Source organism: Helicobacter macacae MIT 99-5501, assembly GCF_000507845.1.
Lineage (GTDB): Bacteria > Campylobacterota > Campylobacteria > Campylobacterales > Helicobacteraceae > Helicobacter_B > Helicobacter_B macacae.
This window is the reverse complement of sequence record NZ_KI669454.1, coordinates 1,114,252-1,133,472: the sequence shown is the minus strand read 5'-3', so window position 1 is coordinate 1,133,472 and position 19,221 is coordinate 1,114,252. Positions and strand designations below refer to the sequence as shown.

The 19,221-nt window shown below is 41.5% G+C and carries 15 protein-coding genes; 7 read left to right on the top strand and 8 right to left on the bottom strand.

The features are described 5' to 3' along the window. Positions 1-54 precede the first annotated feature (54 nt). From pgp3 to HMPREF2086_RS04940, 6 genes are all read right to left on the bottom strand, one after another. Positions 55-1,080 carry a peptidoglycan metallopeptidase Pgp3 gene (pgp3, locus tag HMPREF2086_RS04965; protein WP_023927670.1) on the bottom strand — a complete coding sequence of 342 codons (1,026 nt, stop codon included), beginning with the start codon at positions 1,078-1,080 and terminating at the stop codon, positions 55-57. A gap of 186 nt (positions 1,081-1,266) precedes the next feature. Next, on the bottom strand, positions 1,267-1,968 hold the full coding sequence (locus HMPREF2086_RS04960) for a hypothetical protein (protein ID WP_023927669.1): 702 nt from the start codon (positions 1,966-1,968) through the stop codon (positions 1,267-1,269). Between the two features lie 60 nt (positions 1,969-2,028). Beyond that, positions 2,029-3,681, bottom strand: a complete 1,653-nt coding sequence (mnmE, locus tag HMPREF2086_RS04955) for a tRNA uridine-5-carboxymethylaminomethyl(34) synthesis GTPase MnmE (RefSeq protein ID WP_023927668.1) — start codon at positions 3,679-3,681, stop codon at positions 2,029-2,031. A gap of 38 nt (positions 3,682-3,719) precedes the next feature. Next, positions 3,720-4,724 carry a phosphate acetyltransferase gene (pta, locus tag HMPREF2086_RS04950; protein ID WP_023927667.1) on the bottom strand — a complete coding sequence of 335 codons (1,005 nt, stop codon included), beginning with the start codon at positions 4,722-4,724 and terminating at the stop codon, positions 3,720-3,722. Between the two features lie 169 nt (positions 4,725-4,893). Beyond that, complete coding sequence (locus tag HMPREF2086_RS04945; RefSeq protein ID WP_023927666.1) at positions 4,894-5,715, bottom strand: outer membrane beta-barrel protein; 822 nt, start codon at positions 5,713-5,715, stop codon at positions 4,894-4,896. Positions 5,716-5,729: 14 nt separating this feature from the next. Then, positions 5,730-8,630 (bottom strand): TonB-dependent receptor, encoded by a 2,901-nt coding sequence (locus tag HMPREF2086_RS04940; protein ID WP_023927665.1) that lies wholly within the window; start codon positions 8,628-8,630, stop codon positions 5,730-5,732. Positions 8,631-8,888: 258 nt separating this feature from the next. On the opposite strand from HMPREF2086_RS04940, the gene cutA reads away from it, so the two are divergent. After that, positions 8,889-9,224 carry a divalent-cation tolerance protein CutA gene (gene cutA / locus HMPREF2086_RS04935; RefSeq protein ID WP_023927664.1) on the top strand — a complete coding sequence of 112 codons (336 nt, stop codon included), beginning with the start codon at positions 8,889-8,891 and terminating at the stop codon, positions 9,222-9,224. A 52-nt stretch (positions 9,225-9,276) separates the two neighbouring features. Here the strand turns inward: cutA and HMPREF2086_RS04930 are convergent, their stop codons facing one another. After that, positions 9,277-10,716, bottom strand: coding sequence for a nicotinamide phosphoribosyltransferase domain-containing protein (locus HMPREF2086_RS04930; protein ID WP_023927663.1), 1,440 nt, complete (start codon positions 10,714-10,716; stop codon positions 9,277-9,279). Between the two features lie 244 nt (positions 10,717-10,960). Then, on the bottom strand, positions 10,961-12,436 hold the full coding sequence (locus HMPREF2086_RS04925; RefSeq protein WP_034561098.1) for a nicotinate phosphoribosyltransferase: 1,476 nt from the start codon (positions 12,434-12,436) through the stop codon (positions 10,961-10,963). A 382-nt stretch (positions 12,437-12,818) separates the two neighbouring features. Here HMPREF2086_RS04925 and HMPREF2086_RS04920 point away from each other — a divergent pair, with 382 nt between their 5' ends. The 6 genes from HMPREF2086_RS04920 to HMPREF2086_RS04895 all read left to right on the top strand — a co-directional run bounded on the left by HMPREF2086_RS04920 (position 12,819) and on the right by HMPREF2086_RS04895 (position 19,205). Beyond that, positions 12,819-13,394: a superoxide dismutase family protein gene (locus HMPREF2086_RS04920; RefSeq protein WP_051397655.1), complete on the top strand. Its 576-nt coding sequence runs from the start codon at positions 12,819-12,821 to the stop codon at positions 13,392-13,394. Between the two features lie 384 nt (positions 13,395-13,778). Continuing rightward, positions 13,779-14,258 (top strand): MerR family transcriptional regulator, encoded by a 480-nt coding sequence (locus HMPREF2086_RS04915; protein ID WP_023927660.1) that lies wholly within the window; start codon positions 13,779-13,781, stop codon positions 14,256-14,258. A 57-nt stretch (positions 14,259-14,315) separates the two neighbouring features. Then, a complete protein-coding gene (locus HMPREF2086_RS04910; RefSeq protein ID WP_023927659.1) occupies positions 14,316-15,521 on the top strand; it encodes an LL-diaminopimelate aminotransferase in 1,206 nt (401 codons plus the stop codon). A gap of 114 nt (positions 15,522-15,635) precedes the next feature. Then, positions 15,636-16,592: a chemotaxis protein gene (locus HMPREF2086_RS04905; RefSeq protein ID WP_023927658.1), complete on the top strand. Its 957-nt coding sequence runs from the start codon at positions 15,636-15,638 to the stop codon at positions 16,590-16,592. Between the two features lie 65 nt (positions 16,593-16,657). After that, positions 16,658-18,073, top strand: a complete 1,416-nt coding sequence (gene nspC / locus HMPREF2086_RS04900; RefSeq protein ID WP_023927657.1) for a carboxynorspermidine decarboxylase — start codon at positions 16,658-16,660, stop codon at positions 18,071-18,073. A 91-nt stretch (positions 18,074-18,164) separates the two neighbouring features. Then, entirely contained in the window at positions 18,165-19,205 is a 1,041-nt protein-coding gene (locus HMPREF2086_RS04895) for an aspartate-semialdehyde dehydrogenase (RefSeq protein ID WP_023927656.1), read from the top strand. The last annotated feature ends 16 nt before the right edge of the window (positions 19,206-19,221 follow it).

Here is a 19,221-nt window from a genome sequence, read left to right as displayed (position 1 = left end):
TAAGTTAGCGACTTGTGGCTAGTGGCTTGGATTTTGGCAAATTTAATTTTTGCTTCACTCAAATAGTGCGTTTAGAGTAGTGATAAAATGCAGTGCATCTACACTCACTCCCTGCACCATCATAGAGAAATGCAGATGCGCACCGCTAACGCGCCCTGTATCGCCACTTAGCGCGATTATTTGTCCCTTTTTTACGCTATCGCCCACTGCGACTTTTAGCTCACTGCAGTGAAAATAAGCGCTATAAATCCCCTCTCCGTGGTCGATGACTACGCTTTTGCCCGATAGAAATCTCTCCTTTGCAAGTGCTATTTTGCCATCATTTGCTGCTTTTATGGGTGTGCCAATAAGTGCGCGAAAATCCGTGCCTGCGTGGTAGCTCCTTACCTCGTTGTTAAACATTCTAGCATTGCCATAGTGGCTTGTTATCACGCTCCCTAGTGGTAGCTCAAATCTCTCACTCCATAGTCGCTCTTTTGTGCGCGTTAGGTAGATTTTGTTTGCTTCCTCTAGCTCACGCGTTATTCTCTCCTGCTGTGCTGCGTTTGGACGGACTTTTGAAGTATCTGTAACTGTAATTTGCTCTTTTTTGTAGTTGGCAGCTTTTACTTCCAAAATAAGCCCCTCTTTTAGAGTGATTTTGCCAAGATTTGCGCGATATGGCACGCCCACAAGTGCGATTTTTGTATCTGTCTTTGTGGGGTGTGCTAGCCAAGAAATCGTTTTTGCGCCAAATTTTAGCGACTTTGGATTTGCCTCATTTGTAGTGAAAATATATGCCGTGCCATTATAAGCGATATGCGGGATTTGTGCTGTGATAGCACTAGGGGAAGTAAGTGGTGTTTGGCTTTTGGGTGGTGTGGTTGTGGTAGTTTGTGGTTTTGGCGTATTGCTTTGTGCGTTATTTTGCTCTTTTTTTTGAGCATCGTTTTGGGGAGTTTTTTTAGTGTCTTTTTTGGCAGAATCTTTATTTTTTTCTTGTTTTGGATTTTGTAGCGGAGTGGATTGATTTTGCTCTATGCTTTGGGCTAATGTGCTAGCTATAAAAAACACGCATATATATAGCTTGATATTTTTCATTTTGCTCCTTTTTTTTGTGGGTTTTGGATTTGGCAGTTTTTGCTTTAAGGATTGAAGTGGTTTTAAGAGATTTTGCCTAAAGCCTTAGAGGAGCATTTTACCCAAAAAAGCACAATCATAAGCCAACTAGCTAGCCACAAGTCAAGCCACCACAAAAGCGCGATAAAAGATTTAGGCTAAAAATCTCTAGAAATAAAATCTCATTCCCACCAAAACTTTAAAAATCCCTCCTAATGCGGTTTTTTCTAGCATTTGTGGCACTTTAGCACTTAAGTTTGCCACTCCTCCTCCCACTTCAAAATACGCGCTATGCCCTTTTAGAGAGATAAACTCGTGTCCCATTCCACCTTGCACTTCATAATAATATGGCGAGCGAGAAAAATCCGTATGGGCAGAATCTAGCAAGCCAAATCCAGCACTAATATGCAGATATGGACGAAAAAATGGCAACCCTATGCGTGAGGCTAAAGAGCTGCCAAGTGTCGCGCTAAATATGACTTTTTCGTGTGCGATGAGGGCTAGGCTATCATAAGAATCGCTGTGTAATTTTATGCCTTTTGCTTCAAGTGATATTGCATTTCGCACCTGCCACACTTCGCCACAATAGATACAAAAACCAGCTTCTACTCCACCGCCCATCATCGAGCCAAAATTGCCAAAAATCCCTAGAGCAAAATTTGAAGTAGGGCTAAAATCTTTTTTGGATTTTGATTTTTTACTAGATTTTGTGCTTTTTGATTGACTAGACTCTGCGCTAGATTCTAGTGCAAAATCCTCGCTAGAATCTAAGCTAGATTTTGGGCTAGATTTTATGCTAGAATCCGCCATACAAACACTCATACAAACGCTTCCAAACACCACACAAAATGCAAATACAAAAACCCTCATAGATTCTCCTTGTTTAGTGCATTTTCGCACTTTTGCGCTTCTATCACATTTTGCACTTTATCACTTGCCAAGACAAAATTGAGAAAACATTTTATCTAGCATTTCCTCATTTGTATATGGCGAAGTGATTTGCCCGATAGATTCTAGCGTATCTTTTATGTGATAAGCAAATAGCTCTAGCTCACTTGTATCTAGCCTTTGCAATGCTAAATCAAGATTGGCAATGCTTGTTTTTAGGGATTCTAGCTGATAGGACGCGCTTAAAATCACTTCGCCATTTAGATTACTTTTGGCAATGATTTCTTTTAGCTTCTCTTGTAGTGTGTGTGCAGTGTGCTCGACATCTAGCGCACTTATGGATAGGCTTTCATCACATAGATTTTCTATACGCTTTATGTCTTGGTTTTTTAGGACATTTTTGCAATCGCTTTTGTTAAAAATAGCTAAGATTTTTTTGTCTTTTTTGTTTTTGCTTAGCGCGTCTAGCACTTGAGTATCCTCGCTATCTAGCGGGCGTGAGCTATCAAAAATCGCAAGGACAATATTTGCTTCTTGCAAGGCTTGCAAACTTAGCTGTATGCCTTTGGATTCTATCATATCTGTGCTAGTGCGTATGCCTGCGGTGTCGATAAGACGCACAATGCTACCGTCAATTATGATTTCCTCTTCGATTCTATCGCGTGTCGTGCCTGCGATATTTGAGGTAATCGCCCTCTCTTGGAGCAAAATCGCATTTAGAAGCGAAGATTTGCCGACATTTGGTTTGCCAATAATTGCTAGCTTCCACGCGTTGCCGATTTTGGCTCTAGTGGTGGAAAAATCATAGATTTTAGCAAGCCTTACTCGCAAGGATTCTAGCTTGGTGCGTATATCGCTTATAAGCTCGCTTGGAATATCCTCCTCACTATAATCAATCATCACTTCCGCACTTGCAAGCGCGAAATACAGCACCTCACGCACCTCACGCACAAAATCCCCTAGCGAGCCTTTTAGCTGGGATATGAGGGCACTTTGCAGATAGGCATCTTTAGTAGCTATCATTTGAGCGATAGCGTTTGCTTGGGATAAGTCAATGCGTCCATTTAGAAACGCCCTCTTGGTAAACTCCCCCCCGCGTGCGAGCCTAGCACCATAGTGCAAGCAGGATTGTAGCACCTTTTGTGCGATAATATCACTTGCGTGGCAATGCACTTCGATGACATCTTCGCAAGTGTAGCTATGGGGGGATTTGTAGTAGATGATGATAGCTTCATCTAGCAAGATTCCCTCTTTGTCATAGACATTGCACAGCGTAGCGTGGCGTGGGGATAAATCGATAAAATCTATTTTTGATTTTGCTTGGTGTTGCGTGAAATTTGTATTTTGTGCTTGTGTGGCACTTGGATTTTGTGTAGGGATTTGATTTTTGTCTTTGCTAGATTCTTGGTTAGTTTTTTGATTAGCTTTTTGGTTAATTATTTGATTGCTTGGATTTTTGGAGTTAGTGTTTAAAGTGTTGTTTTTTACAGGCACAGCAATGAGAGAAGCGATTTTTAGGGCTTGTGTGCCGCTTAAGCGAACTATGGCTATGCCCCCTCCTAGCACACTACCCGCTCCACGATTAGCCCCACCACTTACTGCAATATTTGGCGTTGATATTGCTACGATTGTGTCTTGTGTATCACTAGAGCATTGTGAGCTAAGGTGTGGGCTAGATTCTTGCTTTATTGGCATTTTTATTTATTGCTTTTATCGGCTTCTATTACTTGCGCTTACTTCGCGCCTTGTGCTTGTAGGGCGGTAAGTGCAGCTACACCCACAATGTCTTGTGCGCTACACCCGCGCGATAAGTCATTGATAGGGGCTGCCATTCCCTGCGTGATAGGACCATACGCTTCTGCCTTAGCGAGCCTTTGGACGAGTTTGTAGCCGATATTTCCAGAATCTAAATCAGGGAATACCAGCACATTTGCTTTGCCTGCGACATTTGAGCCTTTTGCTTTAGATTCTCCCACGCTTGGCACGATTGCCGCATCAAGCTGAAGTTCCCCGTCAATAGCAATGTGTGGCGCGAGCTTTTTGGCAATATCACGCGCCTCTATCACTTTATCCACATCGGCGTGCTTGGCACTACCATAAGTGGAGTGGCTTAGCAATCCCACATAGGGCGTGGCTTTGGTAAGGGCTTCAAAGCTCTTTGCCGAGCTAATGGCAATGTGTGCGAGCTCCTCTGCGCTAGGATTTTGCACCAATCCGCAATCAGCAAACACAAATGTCCCATTAAGCCCAAAGTCGCAATTTGGCACAACCATCACAAAAAAGCTCGATACGATTTTAGAATCTTTTGCCGTGCCGATGATTTGCAGTCCCGCTCGTAGCACATCAGAGGTGGCATTTATCGCGCCTGCCACCATTCCATCTGCCTTGCCACTTCGCACCAACGCCACGCCAAAATACAAAGGATTATTAAGGAGCAAATCTTTTGCTTGCGCACTATCCATTCCCTTTGCCCCGCGCAATTCTACAAAAAGTTTGATAAACTCCTCCAAAAGCGGGCTATTAGTGGGGTTTATAAACTCTGCTTTGGATACATTTAAGCCCTTGTCTTTAGCGCGTGAGTTTATCTCGCCCTCATCGCCTACCAAAATCACCTCTGCAAAGCCCTCTGCTAAAATCGTGCTCGCCGCTTCTAGCGTGCGTATGTCGCTTGTCTCTGGGAGCACGATTTTTTTAATATCTGCCTTTGCCTTTGCTTTAATGTCATCGATAAAACTCATTTTACACCTCTTTTTAGGAAATTTAAGACACTAAATATTATGCTATTTTGATAAATTTGCGATTAAAAGATAGTTTTCTCATTTGGCAAAAAGCACAAAAGATTACATTTATACACACTTTTTATGAAAATCTTTTGTGTAAAAAAAATCTCGCACTTTATTTGTGCTTTTAATCAAATGTCCAAATATAGCGCAAGCCCACACTCCACCGCTCCTTGAAGTCGCCCCTTAGGCGATTTGTAGTGGTTGTAGTTTGTCCATTTGATTTAGCTACACGCTCTTTATTTGCTTTGTAATCAAGCTCAAACATAGGCAAAGCAAAAATAAACTCAACACCACTATTTCTAGCGATATTTGCTCTTAGCCCCACATTTATGCCTAAATCAAACCTGCTTTTTGGGAAATTGCCATTATTTAGCCCACGCAGTTCTCTGTCAATACTATCTATGTCTTTGCCCAGATACGAAATCCCACCGATTCGCACCCCTGCAAATAGCCCAAGTCCAAACACACGCTTCACTACGATAAAATTCATCATCATATCAATATTTAGCCCATATCGTAGCATTGTGGGGGCATAAATTTTATCATCGTTTTTTATGTGCGTTTTTGTGGCGTTTAAGTCTCCATATACACGCACTCCAAACTGCACCACTTGCTTAAAAGGCTCTAAAAACCCCTGATAGCCCAAGATAATTCCACCGCCCGCGCCATAGCCATTTGCGCTGATAGAATATAGTGGCGTTATGGTAGTAGTTGTAGTAGTGCCACCTTGTGCGGTGGATTTATTGTCTACGATAGTGGTTTGTGTTTCGCTGTATTGTGTAAATCCAAATGAGCCATAAGACGCACCAAGCCCTAGTATAAATCCGCTTACTTCGCCACTATTTATGGATTTTGGTGATTCAAATAAATCGCTTGATTTAAGCCCTTGTAATGATGAAATCATCACAAACCACACAAAAAATAAATCTTTGATTGCTCTTTTCATTGTCTAACCCCCCTTTAAAATTTATATCCCACTTGAAACCAAAACTGTCGTCCCATTTCATACACCATAAATGTTCCCGCAGAAGCAATCCCGGGAGTTATCGCGCCATTAGTGGTGGTTGTGCCTATGGCTTGGAGCGTTGTCATATTGCGTGTGTTAAGCACATTATAAATATCCACATTGACATAAAGTATGTTTCGCATTTTTTTGCCACGATAGACATCTACTTCCATTCCTAGTCGCATATCCCAGCTAAATGCTGCCTTGAAGTGCATTTTGTCAAACCGCTGATAATTCGTGCCATTTATGCTTATGGTTTGCGCGGTGTTTATCATTCTATCAAACCCACCGCGATAGCGGAAAAAGTTGTTCCACAGCCACTTTGTGCGCGAGATTTTGAAGCTATGTGTGGTGGTAAGTCGCAGGGTAAATGGTCGCGCGAAGTTTTCCACAGGTCTATCACGGTAGCGTATGAGAGCTCCGTCATAGTAGATAAGCTCATTATTAGCATATTCATCATCATCTCTATCCACGCCGTTATGCGTATTTAGCCAAATGTTATAACTGCGCTTTACTTGCGTAACATCATAGGCAAACAAATAGTGATGAGCGATTCCAAAGGTGTTTATGGGCTGTGTGTTTTGCAACATTACCGCTATTATGTCGCTTTGTGAGCTACCGTTATTGTTCCAATACGAATCACTGCGCGTTTGAGCATTCCCCGTATCTTGCCTCATCACTTCATCGCGTCCAAATCGCATAATATACTTTGCGCTTAGCTCGAAGATTCCGAGTTGTTGTGTGATACCGCCCATTAGTTCATCATCATAAGGCACGCGAAGTTTTTCAAAGTGAAAGAAACTACTTAGATTGTAATCATTATTACGCTTCCAATCGCTAGGCTTATTTGCGCCACTACCGCAAGTATATCCATTTGCTTGACTATTATCACCACACATTTGCCTGCGCCACACTTCCCAGCTTTTGCTCTGCTGTGCATAGAGCCAAAAGCTCAATAAATTGCGCCCATAGTAGCGATTTGCCCCAAATGTGAGTTTGGTTTGCCACTCTCTTGGTGCAGGTGTAATGTAGCTAAGCGAAAATCTCGGCGCAATAGTGTGCTTGCCCATATAGCTATCGCCATCAAAGCGCAAGCCCGGACGAATGTTAAGAAGCCCCATAAAGCCAAAATCTAACTGCATATCATTTTCTGCGTAGATTCCATAACTTAGCCCATTAAAGACAAAATTATTTGCTTTGTTGATTCGTATTTGTGTGGCAAATTGCCCGCCAGCACCACTCCCGCTTGTCATAGGTTTTCCGCTTAAGAGCAGTGGCGAAGAAGAGCAAAGCCCATCATATCCTAGAGAATCCACCCCGCAAGATTGCTCCGCAGTCATTCTTTCAGGATTGCCCTGCATCCAATAATGGTCGGTTGGGCGATTGCGCCCAATGTAGAGATGAGAGATTTCAAAGCCTAAGCGGATATTGTTGCTTAGGCGGTGGATTTGCAGTGGCTCAAAGCTAAAATCACTTTTGTAAGTGGTGGTAGCTTGGGTTTGGTCTAAATCGCCAAACCCACCCTCAAACACTAGCGTAGAAATTCCACCAAAATTTTTATCCACACTGCGAAACCATTGATAAAAATAGTTCGCATCGCTTTTGCGTGAGTTTTCTACATAAGATAGTCCTAGCGATTGTGTCCATAGAGCTTTTGGGAGCTGCCATAACGCTTTTAGTCCCGCTTGGTAGCCTCCGCTTCGTATTTCATAGTAGCTATTTGCCGCGGCGTCATTGTAGTAGGTGTTATACTGCGGGGCATAGCCTAGATTTGCTTCTAGGGTGAGATTTTCGCGTGGATTCCAATGTGCTTTTAGATAGTAGTTGTAGGATTGGCGTTTGTTTTCACGCTTTTTGTCTAAGTCATTACCATAGCGATATGAGGCAAGATTGCGATATGAGCTTAGCGGGATAATGCTCTGTGTAGTGGTAAAGCTCGCTACTAATCCTAAATCTTTAGTGATATGCCCTTCTAGGCTTGATTTGATAGAGTATTTGAAAAATTCTGGTTGGTAGCGTTCATCTGCGCTTAAAAAGAGATTGCTTTCTGCACGCTCATCGTAGTGATACTTGGTGAGTGAGAATTTTTGAGGGTCGGCATTGCCTTGTGTGAATTGATATGAGATATTGCCGTGCCAGCCTTTGATACCTCCACTATCTTTGCGTGCTCTGCGGACATTTGCCTCTACCACCCCACCGCTAAATCCACCATAAGCCACGCTTACATTGCTATCTTGCACGGTTATGGATTCTAAAAGGCTTGTGTCAATGTTTAACCCTTGCGAGCCTGTGGAGCGTATGGAGGTTTGGTTGTTTGTGGTGCTGCCGTGCGGGTCTAAGTCGTTGTTCATATTAAACCCATCAAGTTGGAAATTATTTTGCCAAAAAAGCCCGCCACTTATGGAAATGTTTGCAGGGTCGATTTCACCGGGGGAAGTGCTTCGTAATTGAGAGTTGTCAAACTGCACATTTGGAAGTAGGCGCAGGATTGAGGTTATATCGCCATTCCCACTTGGGTTTGATTCTAGTAAAGTGCGTGAGATTGTCCCCGCACTTGATGAGTAGGTAGAGGAAGAGTCTTTGTGTCCGTAGGCTGTGATTTTGCCTAGAGAAGTTGCTTTTAGGTTGTCGTTAGAATCTGTGTCGTTTGGAGGTTGATTTTGGCTAGTATCGCCCCCCCCCCCCCCCCCGATATTATCTGGCGTAATGCTATTTATTTTTTCTGCGTTGCTTGAGGGTTGATTTTGCTGTGCGTGGGAGAGATTGGCAAATAATGCTAGTAGAAAATTTGCTAGCAAGAAAGAAGCGCGAAATCCACTAATTTTTTGTTTGTAGAAATGCTTTTCAAACTCCATTTTTAAGCTCCTTTTATTTCTTGTGCCATTATCATTTTTATACACAAAATGATAACGACTAACAAAATTGAAATATTGTAGTCCTAAGTCGCTTAAAAATCGCTTATATCAATATATGAAGCATAATGAGAAAGCAAGCTATTTTACGATATTTTATAAGCATTGCTAAAAAATCAAGTGAAAATTTTTGCAAAAAGTTTTTATATTTTTGCGCGTGCGATGACGATATAAAATGCAAGACTAAAATAAAGGACACCAATGCCACAAATGCCACCTAAAACCACCAAATATATCGCTATCCAAACAACAACACCCACAAAAAAAGAAGCGCACAAAATCGCAAAATCCCTGTTAAAAAAGCGACTATGTGCTTGTATCCAAATCCGCAAAATCACAAGTCTTTATGAATGGCAAGGGGCAATCTGCAATGAAAGAGAATATCTCTTACAAATAAAAACGCACAAAAAGCACTTTGAAGCAATCGCCCTTTTTATCGGCAAAATCCACTCTTATGACACACCACAAATTATTTCTTTGCCCATAGAATCTATGAGTGAGAAATATCAAAAATGGCTAGATAAATCTATAAACTAATGTAAAAAAAACTAAAAATCCAAAGCCACTTAAATGCAAAAAAGAGCAAAAACTATCCAAGCACACGTAAAAATTCCGCTTTGACAAATCCGCGCAAATCCCCCAAACTAGGAATGCTTAAATCCTCGCTTAAAAAGTCATTTTCCAAATCGCTATCCAAAAACTGCTTAGTCTTGCGCGTGTGCCTATCTATGCCTACTTTGCCAGAGAGTGAGAGCTTCTCGCCCCCTGTTATGGGGGATTTGATAAGGTGCTTGTTTTCCCCATTTATCCGTGCCCAAGTCATCTTGCTTACCAAGCCCACATCATCTCTTATGCCCGAGTTATACGCATAGCTGCCAATCCCAAAGCACAAAAACTCCGTTGGGTTATAGCCATTGTCTTTGCACCAATCATACACCGCCCTTGCACGCTCCACCGTGATAGCATCGCCATAGATTATGCGCACTTTGCTTAGGGAGAAATACTCATCAACAAGTCTTATCACGCCTTTTCTCGCCCGCTCATCGCTTGAGCCTGCATCGCCTGTGAGGATTAAAAACGGGTCTCCAGAATCAGGACGCAGCACGATAGGAAATGCGCGATTTTGTATCATCTCATTTGCCTCTTTATCGTGCTTTAGCCCTTCGATAATCTCCCAAAGATTCCAAGTATCAGACACGATTGACACCATTGATTTGGGGAAAGCTCTCATAATGCGCTTAAAGCTCTCCACCTCGCCACTTTGCCCGCCTAGACACATTACGCTATGCTCGCTTGCAGGGATTGAGCCAACTAGGTTTGCTTGCGCACCGTATTCATCATAGAGGTGCTTTAGTGCCATCATAGAATCCGTGCCATTAAAAAACAAAATATGTCCCATAGAGGAGTTGTAGCAGTCCTCTATGCCGTTCATTCCGCGCTGTGCGAAGTCGTGGAAATTGTAGCTTTCATCAAGGTAGTAGCCCAAGCAGTCGTATTCTATGCGCTTAAAGCGCGCTGCGTTTGTCGCCACAAGGCAGGATTTCCAAATTTGAGAATTTAAATAAGTCTCTATGAAATTTACAAACCAGCAGTGCTCCTGCTTGGTTGATTGGAGCGTGATGATGGGCGAGTGCGAGGGGATAAAGCTCCCTTCAGGCACGACTTTGAAGTGGATAGGAATCTCATTTGGCAGGCTAAGCCATTTATCAATGAGGAAATGGTAGGATTCTTGGGATTTATCTAGCTTCATAAAATCGCTGTATAAAAACTCCAACCCAGATTTTATGCTTGCCTCACTAGCGGCTTTAAATTCTGCATAAAGCGTTTTTAGCTTGGCGATTGCTTGGCGCATACCAAAGGCTACGATATGCCCATTTAGCGCGCTCAAATCAAGTCTAGGATTGCGACAATAAAGCACGCTATACACAGACTCTAAGCCCTGTGGATACATACTCGCGTGCGTGTATTTGTAGCAATCAGCGATAAAAAGTAGCGTGGGGTATTGTGGATTTTTTAGATTGTTTGTCATTGCAAAGTCCTTAAAAAAGCGTAAAAATATTGGTGTTTTTGCATTGTGCTTTTCGCGCTTTTTTGCGCTCAAATCAGCAAAATAGCAACGCAAAAGTGTGATAAAACAAAAGTTTTGGATTGTAGCAGATTTTAGTGATTTTGCAAGTGGTTTTGAGGTTTTGCAAAATCTTATAAGCGTATTTTGCGAGGGTTTTTGTGTATTTTTTTTGTAGTGGATTTTGCTTTGTAGTTTTTTGCAGTGGTTATTTTTGTGGTGCTTTTGCTAGCAGTTGCTCTCGCAATGCGCTTAGATTTTGGCTTAGCCTTACCTCATAAGTTGGGATTGGTGTTTGATTTTCTTGTGGATTATCTATTTGTTTTAGATTTTCATTTAGCTTTGATACTTCTTTTTGTGCATACACTCGTATTTGCTCTAGGCTTGGTTTTTCATACACTCGCACGCCGTTTTTAAAATATGGGATATGTAGCTCTTTTGCCATATAGTTTTTGTCGTCCAAAATCTCATTTAGATTTTCATCGTGCAAATATAGTTTGTCAAATACCGCTTCCCCACTATTTTTGTCAAAAAATCGATAGAGTTTTTTATAATGTGGCAGGCTTATTTTGCTTGCTTCCTCGCTTATTTTTATCGTAGGTGTGATTTTGCCATTTTGCTCTTTTGCCACGAGCTTATACACACAGCCAAGCACGGGGGCACTTTTTGCAGTGATTAGCCGCTCACCTACACCAAATGCGTCAATGCACGCGCCATTTTGCAAAATCTGCTTGATTCTTATCTCATCTAGCGCACCGCTTGCTACGATTTTTGCCTCATTTAGCCCTGCCCTATCAAGCATATCTCTTAATCTCTTTGATAGCGCACACAAATCGCCAGAATCAATCCTAATGCCATAATTTTTTGCCTTTCCACTTGTGGCTTGTAGCAACTCTTTTAGCGCGATTATTGCGTTTTGTATGCCACTATTTAGGCTATCATAGGTGTCAATGAGTAAAATCGCGTTGTTTGGATATAGCCTGCAATATTCTCTAAATGCTTCTAGCTCGCTATCATAAGCCTGCACCCAGCTGTGAGCCATCGTGCCTGCTACTTTTATGCCATAGATTTTGCCTGCAAGCGTGCAAGCAGTGGCTTGCACACCTCCTATGTAAGCCGCTCTAGCTCCACTTAGTGCGGCATCTATGCCTTGTGCTCTGCGTGAACCAAACTCTAGTATCGCTCTATTTTGTGTCTTGCTTTTTTTGTCTTTAGTGTCTTTTGTGCTAGGAGTTTGGGCAGCGCGAACTATGCGATTTGTCTTGGTGGCGATTAGGCTTTGGTGGTTTAGTGCTAGGAGGATAAAAGTCTCTAAAATCTGTGCTTCGCTAGCCTTTGCCCGCACGGTCAAAATCGGCTCGTTTGCAAAAACTACTTCCCCTTCACGCACACCATAAATATCCCCACTAAATTTGAATTCTGCTAAATATGCCAAAAAATCAGGGCTAAAAAGATTTTGCACGCGCAAAAATTCTAAGTCTTGCGAGCTAAATTGCAGGTTGGTGATAAAATCCACAATACTATCTTGCCCACTAGCGATGACAAAGCCACCATTATCAGGCACTTGCCTAAAAAACACATCAAAGTAGCAAATCGTGTCTTTTATGCTTGATTTTAAGTAGCCATTGCTCATCAAAAATTCATAAAAATCACAAAGCAAGGCTAAGTTTTTCTCTCTAAAAATTGTCTTGCCATAATGGCTTTGTGGCAAGTGGGCTTGTGGAGAATGGCTTTGCGAAAAATGGCTTTGCAAGGAATGGTTTTGTGTGTCATATTTGGTGTTATTTGAATTGCTTTTGGCGTGCATTAAAAGTGCCTTTGTGCGATATTTAGAAATTGTAGTTGGAGTTTTAAGATTGGTGTGTATTATAGCCTAGAATCTATTTAAAAGCACTTCAAATTTGGTGCTTCCAAATATGTAGCTGTGTAGCAAAAGTTTTTAGGAAAAAGATTTTAGATTTTGCAAAAATGTAACCAAAATCTTATACAAATCCTATACAATTCCTTGCTTTGTCTATAAAGCACATATCAAACTATAAAGGAAACAAATGCAAAAGGAAATGCAAATGAGAGAGAATCTCTCACACAGAGCAAAAGGCAAAATCGGATTTTTGGCTACTTGTATTTTCGCGCTATCTACAATCTCCCTAGCAGAAAATACACAAAACTTCGACCCAAAAAGTGCAAAAAATCACTTAGTTATTAAAATGGAGATTTTAGATAACAAGAACAACAAAGAAGCAGGCGAAGTCGTAGCGGTGCAAACACCTTATGGAGTAGCATTTTTCCCAAATCTAAAGGGACTAAAATCTGGGCTTCACGGATTTCATATCCACGAAAATCCAAACTGTGGTAGCAATGAAAAAGGGCTAGGTATGCAAGCGGGGGGACACTGGGACCCAAAGAAAACAAATAGACATTCATTCCCTTGGGATAATGAGGGGCATAAAGGGGATTTACCTTCATTGTTTGTAGAAAAAGATGGTAGCGCGAATGTGCCTGTGCTTGCCCCCAAAATCAAAAATATAAACGAAATCAAAAATCGCGCTTTGATGATTCACTTCGGCGGGGATAATCACAGCGACCACCCCGCACCTCTTGGTGGTGGTGGAGCAAGAGTAGCCTGCGGAGTTATCCAATAATAATTTTTCTTACGCGCAAGACTATTTAATGCTTCTTGCGCGAATTGCTACAAATGATTTCTAAGCGAATACAAAAAGGTGTTTTACTTATAAAGTATTGCTTTTGGTGCAAAAACGCTTTTTGCGATAGCCTAAAACACAACACTTCTATAATGCTGTTAAATTCTTACGATTAAAATCTTTGCTTACCCTAACTAATCAGATTTTTTAATCACGCTTTTTTTATTTACACCAAAATCTTAAATTTAGGCTTTTTGCTTACACGCTTATAACCTCACAATATAGAAAATTTAAATGCAAATTTTTGCTATAATGCACGCGCAATGCTTGATAATCGCTTCACGCAAAAGCGCAAAGAAGCAAGATAAATCTAAGGAGTGCAAAATGGCATACACGATAAAAGAAGTAGAGGAAAAGACAGGCATTTCAAGTCATACTTTGCGATTTTGGGCGAAAAATAACTTGTTTCCGTTTATACAAAGAGATGATAACAATATACGCTACTTCAGCGAGAATGATTTGGGCTGGGTAGCTACGGTGCATTGCCTTAGGCAAAGCGGGCTAAGTGTGGGGCAAATCAAAGAATATGTAGACTTGTGCCTAAAGGGAGAATCTACATTTGAAGCAAGGCTAGCCATAATCCAAAAACAACGCGATGAAACCCTAAAAATCATCAACGAATACCAACGCGCCCTTGACAAACTAGAATCTAAAGTGCAGTTTTATGAAGATGCTATCTATAAGCGCGAAAGAGAAAAAATAGAAAGACTAAATCCAAATGAGCTAAAAGGCTACTTTGAAAATCCTCAAAACAAGCACTACAAAGGCGTAGGAGAAAATGCTGCAAAGACTTTGGCAAAATAAAATCCATTAAAAAGCCAAAATCTAAAAGCACCATTACAAAAACAAAAAGGAGAGAATATGTTTGAGGAAATTGAGTTTGAGAGAATCAAGCGACTACCAAAATATGTCTTTGCAGCTATCAACGAAATCAAACTAAAAATGCGTCAAAATGGCGAAGATGTCATTGACTTTAGTATGGGCAACCCAGATGGTGCTACACCGCAACATATCATTGACAAACTCTGTGAAGCAGCCCAAAAACCCAAAAATCACGGCTACTCTGCAAGCAAAGGAATCTACAAACTTCGCTTAGCAGTGAGTGATACCTATAAGCGCAAATACGGAGTAGAATTAGACCCCGAAACCCAAGTCTGCATAGCTATGGGAAGTAAAGAGGGCTTTGTCCATCTTATCCAAGCTATCACAAATGTGGGCGACACCGCCATAGTCGCAGAGCCTGCTTATCCTATACACTACTACGCTTTTATGCTATCAGGAGCAAATGTAGCGACATTTGGATTAAAATGGAATGATGAATACGAGCTAGATGAGGAGGCGTTTTTTGCTTCACTAAAAGAAACGCTAAAAAACACGATGCCAAAGCCTAAATTTGTCGTAACCAATTTTCCACACAATCCAACAACTATCGTTGTCTATAAGCGGTTTTATGAAAAACTTGTAAAGCTAGCAAAAAAAGAAAGATTTTATATCATAAATGACATTGCGTATGCGGATTTGAGCTTTGGGGGGTATGTCGCGCCTAGTATCTTTGAAGTAGATGGCGCACTAGATGTCGCAGTAGAGAGCTACACTCTCTCAAAAAGCTACAATATGGCGGGCTGGCGTATCGGCTGTGTGGTTGGCAATTCTAGGCTTATAGGGGCGTTACAAAAGATAAAAAGCTGGCTTGATTATGGAATCTACACACCTATGCAAATCGCTGCAACAATCGCACTAAATGGCGAACAAGAATGTGTCCAAGAAATCGCTAGGAAGTATGAGGAGCGAATGGAAGTGCTGATTGAGAGTTTTGGTGTGGCTGGCTGGGATATGAGTAAGCCAAAGGCTAGTATGTTTATATGGGCTAGGATTCCGCAAGTGGCAAGACATTTAGGCAGTCTAGAGTTTTCTAAAAAACTCCTGCAAGAGGCAAAAATCGCTGTAAGCCCGGGGATAGGGTTTGGCAACCACGGCGATGAATATGTCCGCATAGCCCTAATCGAAAATCGCAACAGAATCCGCCAAGCTGCCAAAAATCTAAAAGCGTTTTTGAAGCAATTTTAGCGCACATTTGGCTTATATAAAGCACTTTTATGCTATGATAGCAAAATCTAAAAAGAGGCTTTAAGAGATACAAAAAGGCAAAAAGCCAAAATCTCTACACGAAAGGAATCCAAAATGTCCAATCTTGCAAATGTCGATAAAATCACCAATCTCCACAAAAACAACGAACTTCAGCTACTCTGCTTCCGCATAGAAAAAGGTAGAGATTTATACGCAGTAAATGTTTTCAAAATCCGTGAGGTTGTGAAATATCGTGGCGTGATTACTATCGTAAGCCACGAGCCTAGCTCGCTTGTAGAAGGGCTTATCACTATTAGGGAGCTTACTATCCCGCTTATTGATATGCGCAAGTGGTTTTTCTATGATGCGAGCAACAAAACAAAAGACTTGCGTCCGTATCGAATCAAGCAAGATGGGCAAGATGACATTGTGATGATTTGTGAATTTTCACGCTGGACAATAGGCGTGCGCGTATATGAAGCAGATAGAATCCTAAGCAAAAAATGGACAGAAATCGAGCAAAGCACAGGTGGCTCTGCGGGCAATCCTAGCAACAAACTTGTATCTCGCACTCGCTATTTTGATGGGCGGTTAGTCCAAGTGGTAGATATTGAAAAAATGCTTGTTGATGTGTTCCCTTGGATAGACAAAGAAAAAGAGCAAGATTTAGAAAAAGTAAATAAAGTCCGCACGCGAAAAGAGATTTTGCTAGCTGATGATAGCCCAAGCGTGCTAAAAACAATGCAAATAATCCTAGACAAAGTCGGCGTAATCCATCACGATTTTCCAAATGGTAGACGGCTTTTGGATTATCTTTTTGACCCAAGCACTAATATCGAAAATATCGGTATGATTATCACGGATTTGGAAATGCCTGAAGCAAGTGGATTTGAAGTGATAAAGCAAGTCAAAGAAAATTCTGCTACTTCAAAGATTCCTATCGTGGTAAATTCATCTATGAGTGGCTCAAGCAATGAGGATATGGCAATGTCGCTAAAGGCAAATGCTTTCATCTCTAAGTCAAATCCGCTAGAAATAGAGCGAGCGATACAAGACTTGATGATAAAGTAGCACGAAAAATGCAGTAATTTGGGGGCAAGGTTTATAAACCCACACAAAAATTAGAGAATCTAACAATGTCGCAACAAGAAAACACAAAGCTAGCAGATGATTTATCGTCCCAAGAAAAAGTTTTAAGCGAGGATTTTGACTACTTTGCTTTGCCCTCTCCTTGCTATGTGCTAGAAAATCATAAGCTAGAATCAAACCTTGAGATTTTAGATAATATCCAAAAACAAAGTGGTGCGAAAATCTTGCTTGCACTGAAGGGCTATGCGTTTTGGCGCAAATTTGACAAAGTGCGCGAAGTGCTAGCTGGAAGTAGCGCAAGTGGAATCTATGAGGCTACACTAGGGTTTGAGGAAATCGGTGGCAGAGAGAGCAGCAAAGAAGTATGTGTATTTTCCCCTGCATACAAGCCAAGCGAGATAAACGCACTTCTATCCATAGCTACGCATATTATTTTTAACTCCTTTGCCCAATGGCAAAAATACAAACCCTCAATAGAATCCAAAAATGCACAACTAGCAAAACTCGGCTTAAGCCCTATCAGTGTGGGACTACGACTAAATCCACTTTTTAGCGAGGTAGAGCCTGAAATCTACAATCCTTGCGCTAAGTATTCTAGGCTTGGGATTACTCCTAGCGAATTTGAAAAAGGCTTAAAAGACTTAGCAAAATCTAGCAAAAAGTGTGAAGAAAACAAAAAGCATAGTGTAGATTCTGCGCTAGAGGGAATTGAGGGGCTACACTTCCATACACATTGTGAGCAAGGTGCAGATGCACTAGCTCGGACGCTAGAGCACATACATAGGCACTTCTCTAGCGCACTTAAGCAGATGAAATGGATAAATCTAGGTGGCGGACATCATATCACCAAAAAAGGCTATGACACTGATTTGCTTATCTCACTTATCAAAGACATAAAATCAAAGTATGATGATATTGAGGTGTTTTTGGAGCCCGGTGAAGCTGTGGGCTGGGAGAGTGGGTTTTTGCTAGGAGAAGTGGTAGATATAGTAGAAAATGAAAAAAAAATCGCTATCTTAGATGTAAGTGCCAGCGCACATATGCCTGACTGCCTAGAAATGCCATATCGTCCAAGCGTGATAAAAATCTCACGCAACCAAAATCGCACTAGCGATAATAATGACAAAAAAGTGCTATGCGAAGCAGACAAGGGCGAGTGTGATTCTAGCACTAGCAAAAGTGGCGGTAAATATGCCTATCGATTTGGTGGTCCTACTTGCTTAGCGGGCGATATTATCGGGGATTTTAGCTTTGATACTCCGCTAGAAGTGGGGGATAGAGTGGCTTTTTTGGATATGCTACACTACACGATTGTGAAAAACACAACCTTTAATGGCGTGCCTTTGCCAAGTCTTGGCATAATAGAAACAAGCAAGTCTAGCAAATCAAGTGAATCGGGTAAAGAGCGCAGATTTCGCTTGCTAAAATCCTTTGGCTACAATGACTACAAAGAGCGAAACTAAAACTTCTGCTAATAAGCAAAATTTAATGCAATGAAAATCAACAAGCTAACAAGATTTTGCCTAAAAATATCTGCAAAATGGAGGATAAAAAATGAGTAATGCAAAAAAATATGTCGTAGGCATAGTTGGTGCGACAGGTGCGGTGGGAGAAGAGATTGTCCGCGTGCTAGAAGAAGTGGGTTTCCCACTAGAGAGAATCGTCCCACTTGCCAGCAAAAATAGTATCGGCAAAAGCATAGAGGTGCAAGGCAAAGAAGTCGCTGTGCTAGAAACTACCGATGAAGTATTTAGCGAGCAAGGGATAGAAATCGCGTTTTTTTCCGCAGGCGGAAGCGTAAGCGAGAGATATGCACCAAGTGCTGCAAAATCTGGTGCGCTAGTCATTGACAACACGAGCTTTTTCCGTCTAGATAAAGATGTCCCTCTAGTAGTCCCTGAAGTAAATCCACAAGACATAGCCGATTTTGCCAAAAAAAATATCATCGCCAATCCAAACTGCTCTACAATCCAAATGGTGCAAGCCCTAGCCCCCTTGCATAAGGCGTTTGGCATAGAACGCGTGGATGTCAGCACCTACCAAGCAGTAAGTGGAGCTGGCAAAAAAGGAATGGAAGAGTTAGTCTTGCAAATGCAAAAATTCTTTGCTTTTGAGCTAGATTCTGCCTCGCCTAGCGTGTTTCCTCACAGAATCGCGCTAAATGTTATCCCACATATTGATGTGTTTATGGAAAATGACTACACAAAAGAAGAAATGAAAATGATAAAAGAAACGCACAAGATTATGCACGCGGATTTCCCTATCAGCGCGACTTGCGTGCGCGTGCCTGTGCTGCGAAGCCATAGCGAGAGCATAACTGTTAGATTCTCTTGTGAAGTAAGCGCAAAAGATGCAAAAGACGCGCTAAAATCTGCGCAGAATATCGTGCTGATTGATGAACCACAAAATGGTCTATACCCTATGCCTACAATCGCCACAGATACCAATGAAACCTATGTGGGGCGAGTGCGTGTGGATAATTTTGATAAAAAGATTTTGCATTTTTGGTGTGTAGCTGACCAAATCCGCGTAGGAGCTGCTACAAACGCCGTGCGAATCGCGCAAAAATGGTGTGAAATAGCTAGAGGCAAATAAACACAAATAAAACTAA